Annotated in this window: 13 protein-coding genes; 9 read left to right on the top strand and 4 right to left on the bottom strand. The window is 73.5% G+C overall.

Features of this window, described 5'->3' with window-relative positions:
• Nucleotides 1–6 precede the first annotated feature (6 nt).
• The 6 genes from OHU74_RS08215 to OHU74_RS08190 all read left to right on the top strand — a co-directional run bounded on the left by OHU74_RS08215 (nucleotide 7) and on the right by OHU74_RS08190 (nucleotide 6,017).
• Nucleotides 7–1,296, top strand: a complete 1,290-nt coding sequence (locus tag OHU74_RS08215) for a sensor histidine kinase (RefSeq protein ID WP_371615273.1) — start codon at nucleotides 7–9, stop codon at nucleotides 1,294–1,296.
• Nucleotides 1,293–1,970 (top strand): response regulator, encoded by a 678-nt coding sequence (locus tag OHU74_RS08210; RefSeq protein ID WP_371615271.1) that lies wholly within the window; start codon nucleotides 1,293–1,295, stop codon nucleotides 1,968–1,970. Before OHU74_RS08215 ends, OHU74_RS08210 begins: the two co-directional genes overlap by 4 nt.
• Nucleotides 1,971–2,032: 62 nt before the next feature.
• Complete coding sequence (locus tag OHU74_RS08205) at nucleotides 2,033–3,481, top strand: peptidoglycan D,D-transpeptidase FtsI family protein (protein WP_371615270.1); 1,449 nt, start codon at nucleotides 2,033–2,035, stop codon at nucleotides 3,479–3,481.
• 124 nt (nucleotides 3,482–3,605) lie between these two features.
• A complete protein-coding gene (locus OHU74_RS08200; protein ID WP_371615269.1) occupies nucleotides 3,606–4,097 on the top strand; it encodes an N-acetyltransferase family protein in 492 nt (163 codons plus the stop codon).
• Nucleotides 4,098–4,155: 58 nt separating this feature from the next.
• Nucleotides 4,156–4,866, top strand: coding sequence for a DsbA family oxidoreductase (locus OHU74_RS08195; protein WP_371619612.1), 711 nt, complete (start codon nucleotides 4,156–4,158; stop codon nucleotides 4,864–4,866).
• Between the two features lie 95 nt (nucleotides 4,867–4,961).
• Complete coding sequence (locus OHU74_RS08190) at nucleotides 4,962–6,017, top strand: aminotransferase class V-fold PLP-dependent enzyme (RefSeq protein ID WP_371615268.1); 1,056 nt, start codon at nucleotides 4,962–4,964, stop codon at nucleotides 6,015–6,017.
• A gap of 46 nt (nucleotides 6,018–6,063) precedes the next feature.
• Here OHU74_RS08190 and OHU74_RS08185 read toward each other — a convergent pair whose 3' ends face one another.
• Nucleotides 6,064–7,149: an alanine--glyoxylate aminotransferase family protein gene (locus OHU74_RS08185; RefSeq protein WP_371615267.1), complete on the bottom strand. Its 1,086-nt coding sequence runs from the start codon at nucleotides 7,147–7,149 to the stop codon at nucleotides 6,064–6,066.
• Nucleotides 7,150–7,249: 100 nt separating this feature from the next.
• Between OHU74_RS08185 and OHU74_RS08180 the strand changes: the two genes are divergently transcribed.
• Both OHU74_RS08180 and OHU74_RS08175 read left to right on the top strand, forming a co-directional pair.
• Nucleotides 7,250–8,359 carry an amidohydrolase family protein gene (locus OHU74_RS08180; RefSeq protein ID WP_371615266.1) on the top strand — a complete coding sequence of 370 codons (1,110 nt, stop codon included), beginning with the start codon at nucleotides 7,250–7,252 and terminating at the stop codon, nucleotides 8,357–8,359.
• 303 nt (nucleotides 8,360–8,662) lie between these two features.
• On the top strand, nucleotides 8,663–9,574 hold the full coding sequence (locus OHU74_RS08175; protein ID WP_371615265.1) for an SCO1860 family LAETG-anchored protein: 912 nt from the start codon (nucleotides 8,663–8,665) through the stop codon (nucleotides 9,572–9,574).
• A gap of 18 nt (nucleotides 9,575–9,592) precedes the next feature.
• On the opposite strand, the gene OHU74_RS08170 is transcribed toward OHU74_RS08175, so the two are convergent.
• Together OHU74_RS08170 and cobC are read right to left on the bottom strand one after the other, a co-directional pair.
• Nucleotides 9,593–10,801, bottom strand: a complete 1,209-nt coding sequence (locus OHU74_RS08170) for a CapA family protein (protein ID WP_371615264.1) — start codon at nucleotides 10,799–10,801, stop codon at nucleotides 9,593–9,595.
• A 141-nt stretch (nucleotides 10,802–10,942) separates the two neighbouring features.
• Nucleotides 10,943–12,367: an Rv2231c family pyridoxal phosphate-dependent protein CobC gene (cobC, locus tag OHU74_RS08165; RefSeq protein ID WP_371615263.1), complete on the bottom strand. Its 1,425-nt coding sequence runs from the start codon at nucleotides 12,365–12,367 to the stop codon at nucleotides 10,943–10,945.
• A gap of 129 nt (nucleotides 12,368–12,496) precedes the next feature.
• Between cobC and OHU74_RS08160 the strand changes: the two genes are divergently transcribed.
• Nucleotides 12,497–13,255 carry a ZIP family metal transporter gene (locus OHU74_RS08160; protein ID WP_371619611.1) on the top strand — a complete coding sequence of 253 codons (759 nt, stop codon included), beginning with the start codon at nucleotides 12,497–12,499 and terminating at the stop codon, nucleotides 13,253–13,255.
• A gap of 23 nt (nucleotides 13,256–13,278) precedes the next feature.
• Here the strand turns inward: OHU74_RS08160 and OHU74_RS08155 are convergent, their stop codons facing one another.
• A complete protein-coding gene (locus OHU74_RS08155) occupies nucleotides 13,279–14,730 on the bottom strand; it encodes a cobyrinate a,c-diamide synthase (RefSeq protein ID WP_371619610.1) in 1,452 nt (483 codons plus the stop codon).
• Nucleotides 14,731–14,758: the final 28 nt, after the last annotated feature.

The following is a 14,758-nucleotide window of genomic DNA, read 5'->3' as shown; positions in this document are numbered from 1 at the left end:
GGCGGCGTGGAGAGGCTGTTCGGGGCGCGGGCCCGGCTGCGCTGGATCCATCTGATACTCGGCGGCGCCCTGCTGATGCCGTACTTCCTGCTGATGCAGGTGGTGGTCGGCGCCGCCGGAGGCGGGGTCAACGCGCTCAACTCGCTGCCGCTCAGCCTCGCCGCCTACGGCGCCTCCCTGCCGCTCGTCGCCGCGACCGGACTGTTCGGGCTGGTCCGGCCGATGTCGGTGGCCGCCGTCCGGGCCCTGGGCGGGGTGCCGGGGGAGCGGCTCGCGCAGGGGCCGGCCCGGACCTGGGCGGCCCGGGGGCGGACCTCGGCCTGGTGGACCCTGCACCTGGGGGTCGGGGCGCTGGTCAGCGGGATCACCCTGGCGGTGCCGCCCGCGGCGGTGGTGCTGATCGCCCTGCCGTTCGTGAGCGGGCTGCGGGAACTGGGGGTCGGGTTCGGCTGGTTCGACGTACTGGCCGAGCCCTGGCTGGCCCCGGTGCTCGGGATCGGGCTGCTGGCCGGGGTCGTTCTGTGCGCCGTCAGGGCCGGGGCGCTGCTGGCCCGGCTGGCGCCGGTGCTGCTCGGGCCGACGGCGGCGGACCGGCTGGCGGCGGCCGAGGAGCGGGCCGCCGATCTTGCGGTGCGCAACCGGCTGGCCCGGGAGCTGCACGACGCCGTCGGGCACGCCCTCAGCGCGGTCACCCTCCAGGCGAGCGCCGCCCGGCGGGTGCTCGACAGCGACCCCGGCTTCGTACGGGAGGCGCTCGCCGCGATCGAGGACACCACCCGGCGCACGGTGGGGGAGCTGGACGCGGTACTGGGCCTGCTGCGCGAGGGCGACGGAGTGGCGGCCGGTGACGCCGATGGTGCCGGGGGCGCCGGGATCGCGCCGACGCTGGCCGCCGACCTCGACGGGCTGCTGGACCGGAGCCGGGCCTCCGGGACACCGATCACCGCCCGCCAGGACCCGGGACCGGCCGGGGACTGGGAGCGGCTCCCGGCGATCGCCTCCCGCGAGGCGTACCGGATCGTGCAGGAGGGGCTGAGCAACGCGCTGCGGCACGGAGCCGGACCGGTCGATCTGCGGATCCTCGTACGGGTGCGCGACGGGAACGAAGAAGAGGAACTGGAGATCACCATGACGAACGATCCGGGCGCCGCTCCGCAGGACCGCACCACCGGGGGCCGCGGGCTGCGCGGGGCCGCCGAGCGGGCCGCGCTGCTCGGCGGGCACGTGGAGGCGGGGCCGCACGGGGGCCGGTGGCGGCTGCGGGCTGTCCTTCCGCTCGGCGGGGGCCCGCGATGACCCCGCCGCCGCGCCCGCCGCTGCGCGTGGTCCTGGCCGACGACGAGCGGATGGTCCGCACCGCCCTGCGGGCCATCCTCGACGCCGAGCCCGATCTGGAGGTCGTCGGGGAGGCGGCCACCGGAGCCGAGGCCGTGTCCGTGGTGCGGGCCCTGGCCCCGGACGTGGTGCTGATGGACGTTCGGATGCCCGAGGTCGACGGGATCCAGGCCACCCGGCGGATCCTCGCCACCATGGCCGAGCCGCCGCGGATCGTGGTGGTCACCACCTTCGAGAACGACGCCTACGTCTACGACGCGCTGCGCGCGGGAGCCGCCGGGTTCCTCCTCAAGCGGGCCCACCCCGACGAGCTGATAGCCGCCGTCCGGCTCGTGGCGCGCGGGGACTCGCTGCTCTTCCCGGCGGCCGTCCGCTCCCTGGCCGCCGCCCACACCCCGTCCGGAGCGGGGCCGGGCGCCGCGCCCTGGGTGGCCCGGCTCACGGACCGGGAGGCCGACGTGCTGCGCCTGATGGCCGCCGGGCTGTCCAACCACGAGGTGAGCGAGCGCCTCGGGGTCGGTCCGCAGACGGTGAAGACGCACGTGGCAGCGGTGCTGGCCAAGACCGGCTCCCGGGACCGCACCCAGGCGGTCATCGCGGCGTACGAGGGAGGTTTCCCCATGAAGAAAGGCTGAGAACTCGGCCACAATCGGGGCAGAGCGGAACGGCTGGGGCGGCTGGGACGTCCTTCTGGGGGATGAACAAGACGATCAGGCGTGCGTCGGTCTTCTGTCTGCTTCTGGTGCTGGCCCTTTTGGTGCGGGTCACCTGGGTGCAGGCATATCAAGGCCAGGCCCTCGCAGACGACAAGAACAACCGGCGGAACCTCATCGGGCAGTACGAGAACCCGTTGGGGAACATCATCGTGGGCGGTGAGCCGATCACCGGCTCCACGAAGACGGGCGGACGGGACTTCCAGTACAAGCGGACCTACACCGACGGGCCGCTGTACGCGCCGATCACCGGGTACAGCTCCCAGGCCTACGGTTCGAGCATGCTGGAGGGTGTCTACAAGGACGTCCTCAACGGCTCGGACAACCGGCTCAAGAGCATCATGGACACGCTCACCAACAAGCGTGCCTCCCCGGGCAACGTCCTGACGACCATCGACAAGGACGTCCAGAAGGCCGGCTACGACGCGCTCCAGGGCAAGCAGGGCTCCGCCGTGGCCATCGACCCGTCCACCGGCGAGATCCTGGCCATCGTGAACAACCCCTCCTTCGACCCGGGCACGATCACGGGCGCCACGGACGAGGAGGCCTGGAAGAAGCTCAACGCCGACGAGGGCAAGGCGATGGAGAACGTGGCGCTGCGCAAGCCGCAGGCGCCGGGATCCACCTTCAAGCTCGTCACCCTGGCCGCGGCGATCGAGAACGGCCTGGTCACGAACATCGACACGCCCACCGGGATCCCCGGCAACTACACGATTCCCGGCACCACCACCAAGCTGCGCAGCGAGGTGGACGACTCGATGTGCGACAACGTCTCCCCCCGGACCGCCCTGCGGCTGTCCTGCAACAACGTCTTCGCGGAGTTCGCGCACAAGCTCGGCCAGGACAAGATGCGCGCCATGGCGGAGAAGCTCGGCTTCAACGTGGTGCAGAAGCTTCCCGTCGAGGCCCGCCCCGCGAGCAAGTACCCGACGAAGAAGATGTCGGTCGACCAGGTCGCGCAGACCGGTATCGGCCAGTTCGACGTACAGGCCACCCCGCTCCAGATGGCGATGGTGACGGCCGCGATCGAGAACGGCGGCAAGCTGGTCTCCCCGCACGAGGTCTCCGAGGTCACCGACTCCAACGGGAACGTGCTGGAGAGCTTCAAGAACCCGAAGTCCCAGCAGGTGATGAGCGAGAAGACCGCCTCGATGGTCCAGGACGCCATGAGGACGGTCGCCACCGAAGGCGGTGGCAAGAACGTCCAGATCCCGGGTGTCGAGGCCGGCGCCAAGACCGGTACCGCCCAGCGCGGAGTGAACAACAGCCTGCCGCCGCTCGCCTGGTACACCACGTACGGGAAGATGGGCGGCAAGCAGATCGTGGTCACCGTGGTGATCGAGAACTCGGACACCGACCGCTCCGAGATCGGCGGCGGCAAGCTGGCCGCTCCCGTCGCGCAGAAGATGATGCAGGCCTGGCTGAAGAGGTAGCCGCGCCGTCGTACCGAACCGTACCGACCCGCACCGCCTCGTACGCGTGGCCGAATCCGGTGGGTCGTGGACACGTGGGACGCGCGCCGGGAACCGACAGGGTTCCCGGCGCGTTCCCTTGGCCATGATCCGGACCGCGCGCCCCGCCGACCTCGACGCCATCGCCGCCCTCCACACCCGGGCCCGTGCCACCTACTACCGGGGCCGGATCCCCGAGGAGAGCCACGGCGGCGCGGCCGAGCTGGCGTGCACCCGCGAGGGCTGGTCCCGGGCGGTCACCCGGACCGGCACCGAGGGTGGGGTGCTCTGCGCCGAGCGGGACGGCGAGCTCACCGGGGTCGCGGCCTTCCGCACGGACGGCGGCGAGACCACCCTGACCCAGCTGCACGTGGACCCCGTCCACTGGCGCCGGGGCACCGGGGCCGCCCTGCACGAGGCCTGCCTCGACGCCTGGCGCCGCGCGGGCATCCGCAGGGTCCGCCTGGAGGTCTACGAGCACAACCTCCGCGCCCAGGCCTTCTACGCCCGCCAGGGCTGGCTCCCGGACCCCGCCGGAGCCCAGGCCGGCTCCCACCGCATCCTCTGGCTCGCGGTGGGGGAACCGTCCGGGGAATGAGACCGGACCGGGAATGGTTGAACCCGGAACAGTTGATTCCATGGAGAGAAGAAGGAACATGCGCGTCGAGATCTGGAGCGACATCGCCTGCCCCTGGTGCTACATCGGCAAGGCCCGTTTCACCAAGGGGCTGGCCGAGTTCGCGCACCGCGACGAGATCGAGGTCGTCTTCCGCTCCTTCGAGCTCGACCCGAACGGTCCCAAGGGCGAGGTGGCGCCCGTCCTGGAGATGCTCGCCAAGAAGTACGGCCGCACCCTCGACGAGGCCCGCGGCATGGAGGCGCACGTGGCCGCGAGCGCCCGCGCCGAAGGGCTGACGTACCGGACCGAGGGCCGCGACCACGGCAACACCTTCGACATCCACCGCCTGCTGCACCTGGCCGCCGCCCGCGGCCGCCAGGAGGAGCTGCTCGACCTCGCCTACCGCGCCAACTTCGGCGAGGAGCGCTCCGTCTTCGACCCCGAGACCCTGGTCGGGCTCGCCGTCGAGGCCGGGCTGGACGAGGCGGAGGCCCGCGAGGTCCTGGCCGACGACTCGGCCTACGCCGCCGAGGTGCGGGCCGACGAGCGCGAGGCCGCCGAACTGGGCGCGAGCGCCGTACCGTTCTTCGTGTTCGACCGCCGCTACGGAATCTCGGGCGGCCAGCCCGCCGAGGTCTTCACCCAGGCACTGGAGCAGGCATGGGCCGGGCGCGAGGTCCTCGTCCCCGCCGCCCCCGACGGCGAGGTGTGCGAGCCGGACGGCAGCTGCGCGGTGCCGCAGCACTGACCCGCCCGGGGCCCGCGCTTCATAAGTAATCCTTTGGTGTAGCCCGCAAAACCCGGCAATGGACTTTGGGTTGATCCTGGCGCAGAGTGGAAGCCATGGATCTCCTGCCGCCCGAAACGGTCCGCGCCGAGTTCGCGCACTCCACCACCTATCTCAACACCGCCACCTGCGGCGTCCTCCCGCGGGCGGCCGTCGCCGAGGTGCGGCGACTGGCCGAGGCCGCCGGGGCCGGAATCCCTTCCGGCTTCGGTGACTTCGACCGGGTGAACCGGGTCCGGGGCGCCTTCGCACGCCTCGTCGGGGTGGCCCCGGACCGGGTGGCCGTCGGCTCCGCCGTGTCCACCCACGTCGGCCTGGTCTCGGCCTCCCTCCCGGCCGGATCCGAAGTCCTGTGCCCCGAGGGCGAGTTCGCCTCCGTCATCAACCCCTTCGTGGTGCGCGACGACCTCAAGGTCCGCTTCGCCCCGCTGGAGTCGATCGCCGAAGCCGTCGGGCCGGGCACCGCGCTGGTCGCACTGAGCGCCGTACAGTCCGCGGACGGGCGTACGGCGGACCTCGCCGCGATCCGCGAGGCCACCCGCGCCTACGGCGCGCGCATGCTGGTCGACGCCACCCAGGCGGCGGGCTGGCTGCCCTTCGACGCCTCGCCCTACGAGTACACGGTCACCGCCGGGTACAAGTGGCTGCTGGCCGCGCGCGGGGTCTCGTACCTCACCGTCTCCGAAGAGGCCCAGTCCACACTGGTCCCGCTGCACGCGGGCTGGGTGGCGGCCGAGTCGATGTGGGACTCCACCTACGGCCCGATGCCCGAACTGGCCCACGGAGCCCGCCGCTTCGACGAGTCCCCGGCCTTCCTCGGCTACCACGCCGCCGAACCCTCGCTGGCCCTGCTCGAGCGGATCGGCATCGAAGCGGTGCACGCCCACGACACCGCCCTGGCCGCCCGCTACCGGGCCGGCCTGGCCCGCCTGGGCCGTGAACCGGTCCCCGGCGACTCCCCGATCGTCTCGGTCCCGGGCCTGGCCGACCGCCAGCCCGTCCTCCTCGCCGCGGGCATCGCCACCGCCGCCCGCGCCGGCAATCTGCGGGCCTCCTTCCACCTCTACAACACCGAGGCGGATGTGGACCGGCTGCTGGACCTGCTCTCCTGAAGCCTGCCCTGAAGCCCTGAAGCCCTGAAGCCCTGAAGCCCGCCCGTCAGGCGGACGGCGCCGCCGACCAGGCCGCCCCGGCTGCCGCGAGGCCCGCGGCCGGGTCCAGGGAGAGGGCCGCGGCGAGGGCCCGCAGGCAGGACCGGACGGTTTCCAGGGAGGCCGCGGTGCCGTAGTGGTTGACCCGGAGCATCTCCTGGGCCAGGGCGCCGCCGCCCGCCGCGAGGGGGGCCGCCGGGTCCGCCGCCAGGGCCTTCGCCGCCACCAGGGAGGCCTCCGCAACCCGCAGGGTGGTGGCGACCGGGGCGGCTGCCGCGTCCTGGGCCACGTACGGGGCGATGCCCAGGGCCGCGGCGCCCGCGCGGGTCGCCGCTGCCGCTGCCGCGTGGCGGGCCGTCACCGCGGGCAGCCCCTCGGCCGCGATGCGGTCCAGGCAGGCCTCCAGCGCCAGCATCTCCAGCTGCGCCGGCGCGTGCGGCAGGGCCCCCCGCCCGCCGTCGATCCAGCGCTCCTTCCAGTCCAGGAGGGAGAGGTACGAGCTCCTCGGGGCGGCGGGATTCCCGGCGAAGCGGGCCCAGGCCCGGTCCGAGACCGACACGGCCGAGACGCCCGCCGGTCCGCCCATCGCCTTCTGCGCCCCGATCACGCACAGGTCCACGCCCCACTCGTCCGGCAGCAGCGGCTCCGCGCCCACCGAGGCCACCGCGTCCAGCATGAACAGCGCCCCGTGGGCCCGTACGGCCTCGCCGATCTCCGCGACCGGGTTCGTGTTCCCGGTGGCCGCCTCCGCGTGCACCAGCGAGACGAAGTCGATCTCCGGGTGCGCCGCCAGGGCGTCGGCCACCTGGACGCCCGTGACGGCGGTGTCGAAGGGGACCGCCAGGTCCACGACCGTCGCCCCGCAGTCGCGCAGCCAGTTGCCGAAGGTGGTGCCGTAGGGGCCGGTGACGATGTTCAGCGCGGTGGAGCCGGGCCGCGCGCCGGAGCGGATGCAGCCCTCCAGCGGGAGCAGCGCCTCGCCCTGCGTGATCACCACGTCCGCCCGGGTGGAGAGCAGCTCCGCGACGCCCCGCTCGATCGACGCGAACCGCGCGGCGGTCAGGGGCGGAAGGTCCAGGAGGGGGTGGTTCACGGCGGTGCTCTCTTCGTGTCTCGGGCTTCGTGTCTGGGGTTGGCCGGAATCGTCCGGAGCGACCTGGAGAGCCTACCGATCACGCACGTACAGTGCCGACATGAGCGACGACGTCAAAGGCGACCGTGGTGCTGTGCTGCATGTGAAGGGGCGGGTGCTGGTCGGCCCCGAGGAGGTGCGCGACGAGCTGTGGGTGATCGGCGGGCGCGTCTCCTACGAGCGTCCGCGCGGGCCCGGCGAGGTCACCGAGGTGTCCGGCTGGGTGCTCCCCGGGCTGGTGGACGCGCACTGTCACGTGGGACTCGATGCCCACGGACCCGTGGACGCGCAGACCGCCGAACGCCAGGCCCTGGCCGACCGCGACGCCGGCACCCTCCTGATCCGCGACGCCGGATCCCCGTCCGACACCCGCTGGATCGACGACCGCGAGGACCTGCCGAAGGTCATCCGGGCCGGGCGCCACATCGCCCGCAGCCGCCGCTACATCCGCAACTTCGCCCACGAGATCGAGCCGGCCGACCTCGTCGAGTACGTCGGCCGCGAGGCCCTGCGCGGGGACGGCTGGGTCAAGCTGGTCGGCGACTGGATCGACCGCGAGGTGGGGGACCTGACCGCCTGCTGGCCGCGCGCCGAGGTCGAGGCGGCCATCGCCGAAGCCCACCGGCTCGGCGCCCGCGTCACCGCCCACTGCTTCGCCGAGGACTCCCTGCGCGACCTGGTCGAGGCGGGCATCGACTGCGTCGAACACGCCACCGGGCTCACCGAGGACACGATCCCGCTGTTCGCGGAGCGCGGGGTCGCGATCGTGCCGACCCTCGTGAACATCGCCACCTTCCCGAAGATGGCGGCGGGCGGCGAAGCCAAGTTCCCCGGCTGGGCGGCGCACATGCGCCGACTGCACGAGCGCCGCTACGACACCGTCCGGGCCGCCTACGACGCCGGCATCGGGGTCTACGTGGGCACCGACGCGGGGGGTTCCCTCCCGCACGGCCTGGTCGCCGCCGAGGTGGGCGAGCTCGTCAAGGCCGGCATCCCGCCGCTCCAGGCCCTCTCGGCGACCACGTGGGGCGCGCGCGAGTGGCTCGGCAGGCCCGGCCTGACCGAGGGGGCGCCTGCCGACCTGGTGGTCTACGCGGGCGATCCGCGGGCCGACGTACGGGCGCTGGCGCAGCCCCTGCGGGTGGTGGTGAACGGCAACGTGGTCGCCTGAGCGCGGTCCGGGCCCTGCGCGGCGGCGCGTTGACGGGGCGTGACCCCGGACGCCGACCGGTCGTTGACTACCCCTTTCGGGGGTGAGGAGCGCCCGCGGGCTGTGGTGGGAGGGAACTGCCGTTCAGGATGGGGCGTATTTATTCGAACCTATGCGTGGAAACCACCCTTTGGGGTGAACTCATGCCGGGTTGGCACCCGTTCACTCTCAGTGCGTAAAGATTCCGGGGTCGAGGCCGTCGGCGCGCGCGATGTCCCCCATTGGCGGCGCGACGGCTCCCATCTCCCTGGGGGTTCCACCACCTTGAACAGCAACACCTTCCGCATGCCCGTGGCCGCGCTCCTCGCCACGGGAGCGGTAGCCCTCCTCGCCGCCCCGCCCGCCTCCGCCACCGCGCAGCACGGCGCCGGCGAAGGAAAGGCCGGCGCCGTCGTCCTGCGCGCCGCACTGGATGTGGGCCTGCTCAACAAGACCGTGCACGTCCCGCTCAAGGCGACCCTCAACGAGGTCAGCGCCCCGGCGGACGCGACGAAGACGGCGCTGACCGTCACCCTCGACGGAGTCGAAGGGGGAGCCCCGGTGAGCGTGCTGCGCGCCGACGTCGCCACCTCCATGGCCTCCGCCGACGGACACCGCGCCCAGGCGGAGGCCAACCTGGCCAAGGCCCGGGTGCACGTGCCGGGACTGCCGGCGCTCGCCCTGATCGAGGTGGAGAAGGTCACCTCCAAGGCCGTCTGCGAGGCGGGCAAGAAGCCGGTCGCCAGCTCCGCCGTCCCCGGCGCGGTGACCGTCCTCGGCAAGAAGGTCACCGTCGCGGCGAGCGGGCCCACCAAGGTCGAGGTCCCGAAGGTCGGCCTGGTCAGCCTGGAGCTCTCGGCCGCCGAGACCACCTCCTCCACGGCGGCCGCGACCGCGCTGCGGCTCAAGGTGTCGGTGAACCCGCTCGATCTGAACGTGGCGCAGGTGGAGGGCGAGATCGTGCTCGCCGAAGCGCACTGCGAGTCCCCGGCCGGTCCCGCCCCCAGCCCCGCGCAGACGCCCGACATCAAGCCGCAGACGGGGACCGCGGGCACCTCGGCCGGCTCCGGCACCTCCGCCAACCTCGCCGAGACCGGCGGCGGTTCCCTCACCCCGTACGTCACGGGCGGGGCGTTGATCCTGCTCGGCTTCGGCGCCGCCGCGCTGGTCGCGACCCGGCGCGGCCGGGCCTCGTAACGCGGCAGGTCCTCATACCTACTTGGTGGCCCGCGTCAGACCCTGCTCGGCGGCGCCCCGCGACATCACGGCCTTGGTGACCTCGCGGTCCACGGCGGTGTAGGTGGAGTCGGTGGACCCGGAGTCGCAGGAGGCGCAGACGACGCGGAACGGCTGCCGCATGTCCGAGTACTGCGTGAGGTACTCGGCCTTGGCCACCTCCCACCGGCCCGGATGGGCGGCCGAGGGGGCGAAGGTGAAGCGGGGGATCGAGGACATGTTGCCGCGGGCCTTGTCGGCCTCGTAGAAGCTGGCGACCTGGTCGCCCATGCCGTACACGACCCAGGTGCCGTTGATCTTCTCGTAGGGCTGCGGCACGTGGTTGTGGGTGCCCAGGATCAGGTCGATGTCGGGAAGGCCGTCCGCCCCGCGCGAAGCGGTCAGGGCCTTTGCCGGGTCCAACTGCTGCTGGTCGGGCGCCGTCTGCCACTCGGAGCCCCAGTGGACGCTGAGGACGACGACGTTCGCGCCGGCCGCGCGCGCGGCGCGGGCGTCGGCGACGATCCGGTCCGGGTCGATCAGGTTCACGGCCCAGGGCTTGTCGGAGGGGAGCGGGATGCCGTTCGTCCCGTACGTGTAGTCCAGCTGCGCGACCTTGGCGCCGCCGGCTTCCAGCAGCGCCGGGGCCTTGGCCTCCTCGGCGCTGCGGGCCGAGCCCACGTGGCGGACGCCGACGCGGTCGAGGTTGTCCAGGACGCGGACGAGGCCGTCGTACCCGTCGTCCAGGGTGTGGTTCGAGGCAGTGGAGCAACTGTCGTACCCGGCGTCCTTGAGGGCGTCGGCCAGTTGGTGCGGGGCCTTGAAGAGGGGGTATCCGGTGTAGGGGCCGCCGGGTCGGCCGTACGGTATCTCGTGGTGGCATATCGCCAGGTCGGCGGCGGAGACGATGGGCTTGACCCCGGCGAGTATCTTCCGGAAGTCGTAACCGCCCTTCTCCGCGGAGTCGTCGGTGGCCCGCTGGACGATGGACGGGTACGGGATGATGTCGCCGGTCCCGACGAGCGTGAAGGGTTTCGCGCCGACGGGGGTGCTGGCGGTGGGGCTCGGATTGGTCCCCGGCTTCGCCTGGAGCCGCTGCTCGGTGGCGGCCTTGCCGTCCTTGCCGACGAGGTGAGGTATGCCGAGCGCAGCGCCCCCCACGACGGCCAGTCCGGCCACGGCCGTGCCTATCTTCCCGGCTGTCTTCATTCCGGTACCCCCCGGTCTCAGATGATCTCTACCTGGGGAAATAGTCGCCCAGCCCGGATCCCGTGGCCACACCCACCCCCGTGAATGCGGCCGTCCGGGTGATGCGGCCCGGCCCCGGCCCCCGCCTGCCGGAGGTCCGGATCAGCGGCCGGCCAGCGCCACGTCCAGGGCCTGGAGGAGCCGGCCCGTCGTCGCGCGGTCGCGGACCGCCAGGCGCAGCCAGGAGCGGTCCAGGCCGGGGAAGGTGTCCCCGCGGCGGGCGGCGAAGCCCAGCGCGCGCAGCCGGGTGCGGATCTCCATCGCGCCCTCGATCCGGATCAGTACGAACGGGCCCCGCGCCGCGCCCGACACCGAGATCTCCTCGAACTCCGCGAGTCCGGCGAGCAGGTGCTCGCGGTCCACCGCGATCTGCCGGGCCGCGGCCTCCGCCTCGGCCAGCGCCTCCGGGGCCACGCAGGCCTCGGCCGCCACCAGCGCGGGTGTGGAGACCGGCCACAGCGGCTGCGCCGCCGCCAGCTTCGCGATCACCCCGGGCTCGGCCAGCACGTAGCCGATGCGCAGCCCGGCCAGGCCCCAGGTCTTGGTCAGGCTCCGCAGCACCACCAGCCCCGGTATGTCCGTCCGCCCGGCCAGCGCCTCCCGCTCGCCCGGGACCGCGTCCATGAACGCCTCGTCCACCACCAGGATCCGGCCCGGCCGGGCCAGCGCCGCCAGGGTGGCCGCCGGGTGCAGGACCGAGGTCGGGTTGGTCGGGTTCCCGACCACCACGAGGTCGGCCTCCTCCGGCACCGCCGCCGGGTCCAGGCGGAACCCGTCGGCCGCGCGCAGCACCACCCGCTCCACCTGGTGGCCCGCGTCGCGCAGGGCCGCCTCCGGCTCGGTGAACTGCGGGTGCACCACCACGGGCCGTACGCAGCCCAGGGCCCGGGCGATCAGCACGAAGGCCTCCGCGGCCCCCGCCGTCAGCAGCACCCGCTCGACCGGCAGCCCGTGGCGCAGGGCCACCGCCGCGCGGGCCCGGCGGCCGTCGGGATAGGCGGACAGGGCGTCGAGCGAAGCCGCGATCCGGTCCTTGAGCCACTGCGGGGGCGTGTGTGCCCGTACGTTCACCGCGAGGTCCACCAGCGCCGCGTCCGAGTCCGCCACCTCCGCGTCCCCGTGGTGGCGCAGGTCGTGCGTGTGAGCCGTCGCGACCGCGCAGGTCGCCGCCACCGACCGGCGCTTGGGTACGAGGAGCTCCCCGCCCCCGGCCAGGGCCGCGGCCTCCGCCACCGAAGGGGTGCCGGCGGCCTCGCGCGCCGTGTCCGAGGGGTGCGGCACGGCGATCTTGGCCAGCCGGTCGGCGGGATAGCTGAGCAGCGGCACGCCGAAACGTTCCGCCGCGCCCGCGATACCCGCCTCCACCGCCTTCGCCTCCACCGTGGCCAGCGCCGTCACGGCCTTCGCCGACAGCCCGGCCCCGCGCAGGGTCTCCTCCACCAGCGCGCAGACCTCGGCCACGGACACCCCCGCGCGGCCGCCGACCCCGACCACCAGCTGCGTCGCGTACTCGCCCACCAGGTTCACCCGTTTCAGTCGATTTCAGTCGGTCTTGGTCGTAATGGCCGTCATGGCAGCCGCGGCCGTCAACCGCCCGTGGTCCGCCACCCGGGCGCGGAAGTGCGCGGGAGGCGAGGAGTCGGTATGCAGGGGCACATGGCCGTGATCGTGGCGTTGGGTGCGTTCCTGATGACCCTGGCAGGCGGATGGACGGCGCAGCGCGTCACCGACCGCCGCCACCTCGTGCTGGGCCTGGCCGGCGGGCTGATGCTCGGCGTCGTGGGCCTCGACCTGCTGCCGGAGGCCATGCACGCCGCGGGCTCCGAGGTGTTCGGGGTCCCGCTCGCCCTGCTGCTCTTCGTCGGCGGGTTCCTGGTCGCGCACTGCGTGGAACGCGTCCTGGCCGTCCGCCAGGCCTCCCACGGCGGCGAGAACGGGTCCGCGCACGGGCACGGGCCCGGCGACCACGGGGAACGGGTCCCCCAGGTCGGCCTGACCGCGGCCGCCGCCATGGTCGGCCACAGCCTCGCCGACGGAGTGGCCCTCGGCGCCGCGTTCCAGGTCGGAGGCGGGATGGGCGTGGCCGTGGCACTGGCCGTCATCACCCACGACTTCGCCGACGGGTTCAACACGTACACGCTCACCCGGCTCTACGGGAACGCCCGCCGCAAGGCACTGATCATGCTGTTCGCGGACGCCGTGGCCCCCGTCGTGGGCGCCGCGTCCACTTTGCTGTTCACCCTTCCGGAGGAACCGCTCGGGGCGTACCTCGGGTTCTTCGGAGGGGTCCTGCTCTACCTGGCCGCCGCCGAGATCCTGCCCGAGGCCCACCACAAGCACCCCGCGCTGTCCACGCTGATGTGCACCGTGGGCGGGGTGGCCGGGATCTGGCTGGTGGTGGGCCTCGCGGACTGACCGCGGCGGCGAGGGTCTTCCGCTCACCGGTGCGCTGCCGCCGCTTCCGCGAACCGCAGGGCCACGGAGGGCTCCGCCGCCCAGTGCGTGTGCAGGTAGCTGGCGTGCACCCCGTGCTGCACGAAGCCCTCCACGCGGCGCTCGGGATGCGTGAAACCCCAGGCGGGCGCGGGGCCGGCGCCCGGCTCGATCACCGTCCGGTGGAACTCGTGCCCGCGCAGCCGGGTACCGGCCGGTGCCAGGACGCTGTCGGACACCGCCACCGCCTCGCGGTAGCCGAGCGTGAGCCGCTCCGACATCCGCGCGTCGGCGTCGAGCACCCCGCACATCGGCTTCCCGTCCAGCGAACGGGCCAGGTACAGCAGCCCGGCGCACTCGGCGGCCACCGGGCCCCCGGCGGCCGCGAACGCCGCGACGGCCTTGCGGAGCGGCTCGTTGGCGGACAGCTCCGGGGCGTACACCTCGGGGAAACCGCCGCCGATCACCAGGCCGGTGGTTCCTTCGGGCAGCGCCTCGTCCCTGAGCGGGTCGAAGGTGACCACCTCGGCGCCGGCGGCGCGCAGCAGCTCCGCGTGCTCGGCGTACGAGAACGTGAAGGCGGGCCCTCCGGCGATGGCGATGACGGGTGCGGCGCCGTTGCTGGGGCTCCGCCCCAGACCCCGCGCCTCAAACTCCCCCAGACTTCGTCCGGGGGGACCCCCTGACGGGGCTGGATTTTGCCGCCGCGCGGCATCTTCGAGCCGGGGGAACAGAGCCTGCTCCGGAGCCCAGGCTTCGCAGGACAGCGCCGGGGCGGTGCGGGCCAGGGCCATGAGGGCGTCGAGGTCGCAGCCCGCCCGAACCTGGTCCGCGAGGGCCGCCACCGAGGCAACCGCGTCGCGCCGCCGCTCCGCCACCGGGACCAAGCCCAGATGCCGGGACGGCGCGGCCACCTGCGGAGCCCTCCGCAGGACACCGAGCACCGGCATCCCGGCCTCCTCCAGCGCCTCCCGCAGCATCACCTCGTGCCGGTCGGAGCCGACCTTGTTCAGGATCACGCCGCCGAGGCGCACCTGCGGGTCGAACGAGGCGAAGCCGTGGACCAGCGCCGCCACCGACCGCGACTGCGAGGACGCGTCGACGACCAGGACCACCGGCGCCCGCAGCAGCTTCGCCACCTGCGCCGTGGACGCCAGTTCACCCCGGCCCGCGGCCCCGTCGTAGAGGCCCATGACCCCTTCGACGATGGCCAGATCGCATCCGGCCGCGCCGTGCGCGAACAGCGGAGCGATCAGCTCCGCGCCGCACATGAAGGAATCCAGGTTGCGCCCCGGCCGGCCGGTGGCCAGCGCGTGGTAGCCCGGGTCGATGTAGTCGGGCCCGGCCTTGTGCGGGGACACGGCGAGGCCGCGCTCCGAGAAGGCCGCCATCAGGCCCGTGGCCACGGTGGTCTTGCCGCTGCCGGAGGACGGCGCGGCGATGACGAGCCGAGGCATGTCGAACGAGCTGAGCGAGCCGAGCGAG

This window comes from Streptomyces sp. NBC_00454 (genome assembly GCF_041434015.1).
Classification (GTDB): Bacteria; Actinomycetota; Actinomycetes; order Streptomycetales; family Streptomycetaceae; genus Streptomyces.
This window is presented reverse-complemented; position numbering and strand designations above follow the sequence as displayed.

Excerpts from the sequence above, each read along its gene's own strand:
- OHU74_RS08210 (WP_371615271.1), top strand. The coding sequence starts at position 1,293 with ATGACCCCGCCGCCGCGCCCGCCGCTGCGCGTGGTCCTGGCCGACGAC.
- OHU74_RS08170 (WP_371615264.1), bottom strand. The coding sequence starts at position 10,801 with ATGAAGACAGCCGGGAAGATAGGCACGGCCGTGGCCGGACTGGCCGTC.
- OHU74_RS08190 (WP_371615268.1), top strand. The coding sequence starts at position 4,962 with ATGGATCTCCTGCCGCCCGAAACGGTCCGCGCCGAGTTCGCGCACTCC.
- OHU74_RS08180 (WP_371615266.1), top strand. The coding sequence starts at position 7,250 with ATGAGCGACGACGTCAAAGGCGACCGTGGTGCTGTGCTGCATGTGAAG.
- OHU74_RS08200 (WP_371615269.1), top strand. The coding sequence starts at position 3,606 with ATGATCCGGACCGCGCGCCCCGCCGACCTCGACGCCATCGCCGCCCTC.
- OHU74_RS08195 (WP_371619612.1), top strand. The coding sequence starts at position 4,156 with ATGCGCGTCGAGATCTGGAGCGACATCGCCTGCCCCTGGTGCTACATC.
- OHU74_RS08160 (WP_371619611.1), top strand. The coding sequence starts at position 12,497 with ATGGCCGTGATCGTGGCGTTGGGTGCGTTCCTGATGACCCTGGCAGGC.
- OHU74_RS08155 (WP_371619610.1), bottom strand. The coding sequence starts at position 14,730 with ATGCCTCGGCTCGTCATCGCCGCGCCGTCCTCCGGCAGCGGCAAGACC.
- OHU74_RS08205 (WP_371615270.1), top strand. The coding sequence starts at position 2,033 with ATGAACAAGACGATCAGGCGTGCGTCGGTCTTCTGTCTGCTTCTGGTG.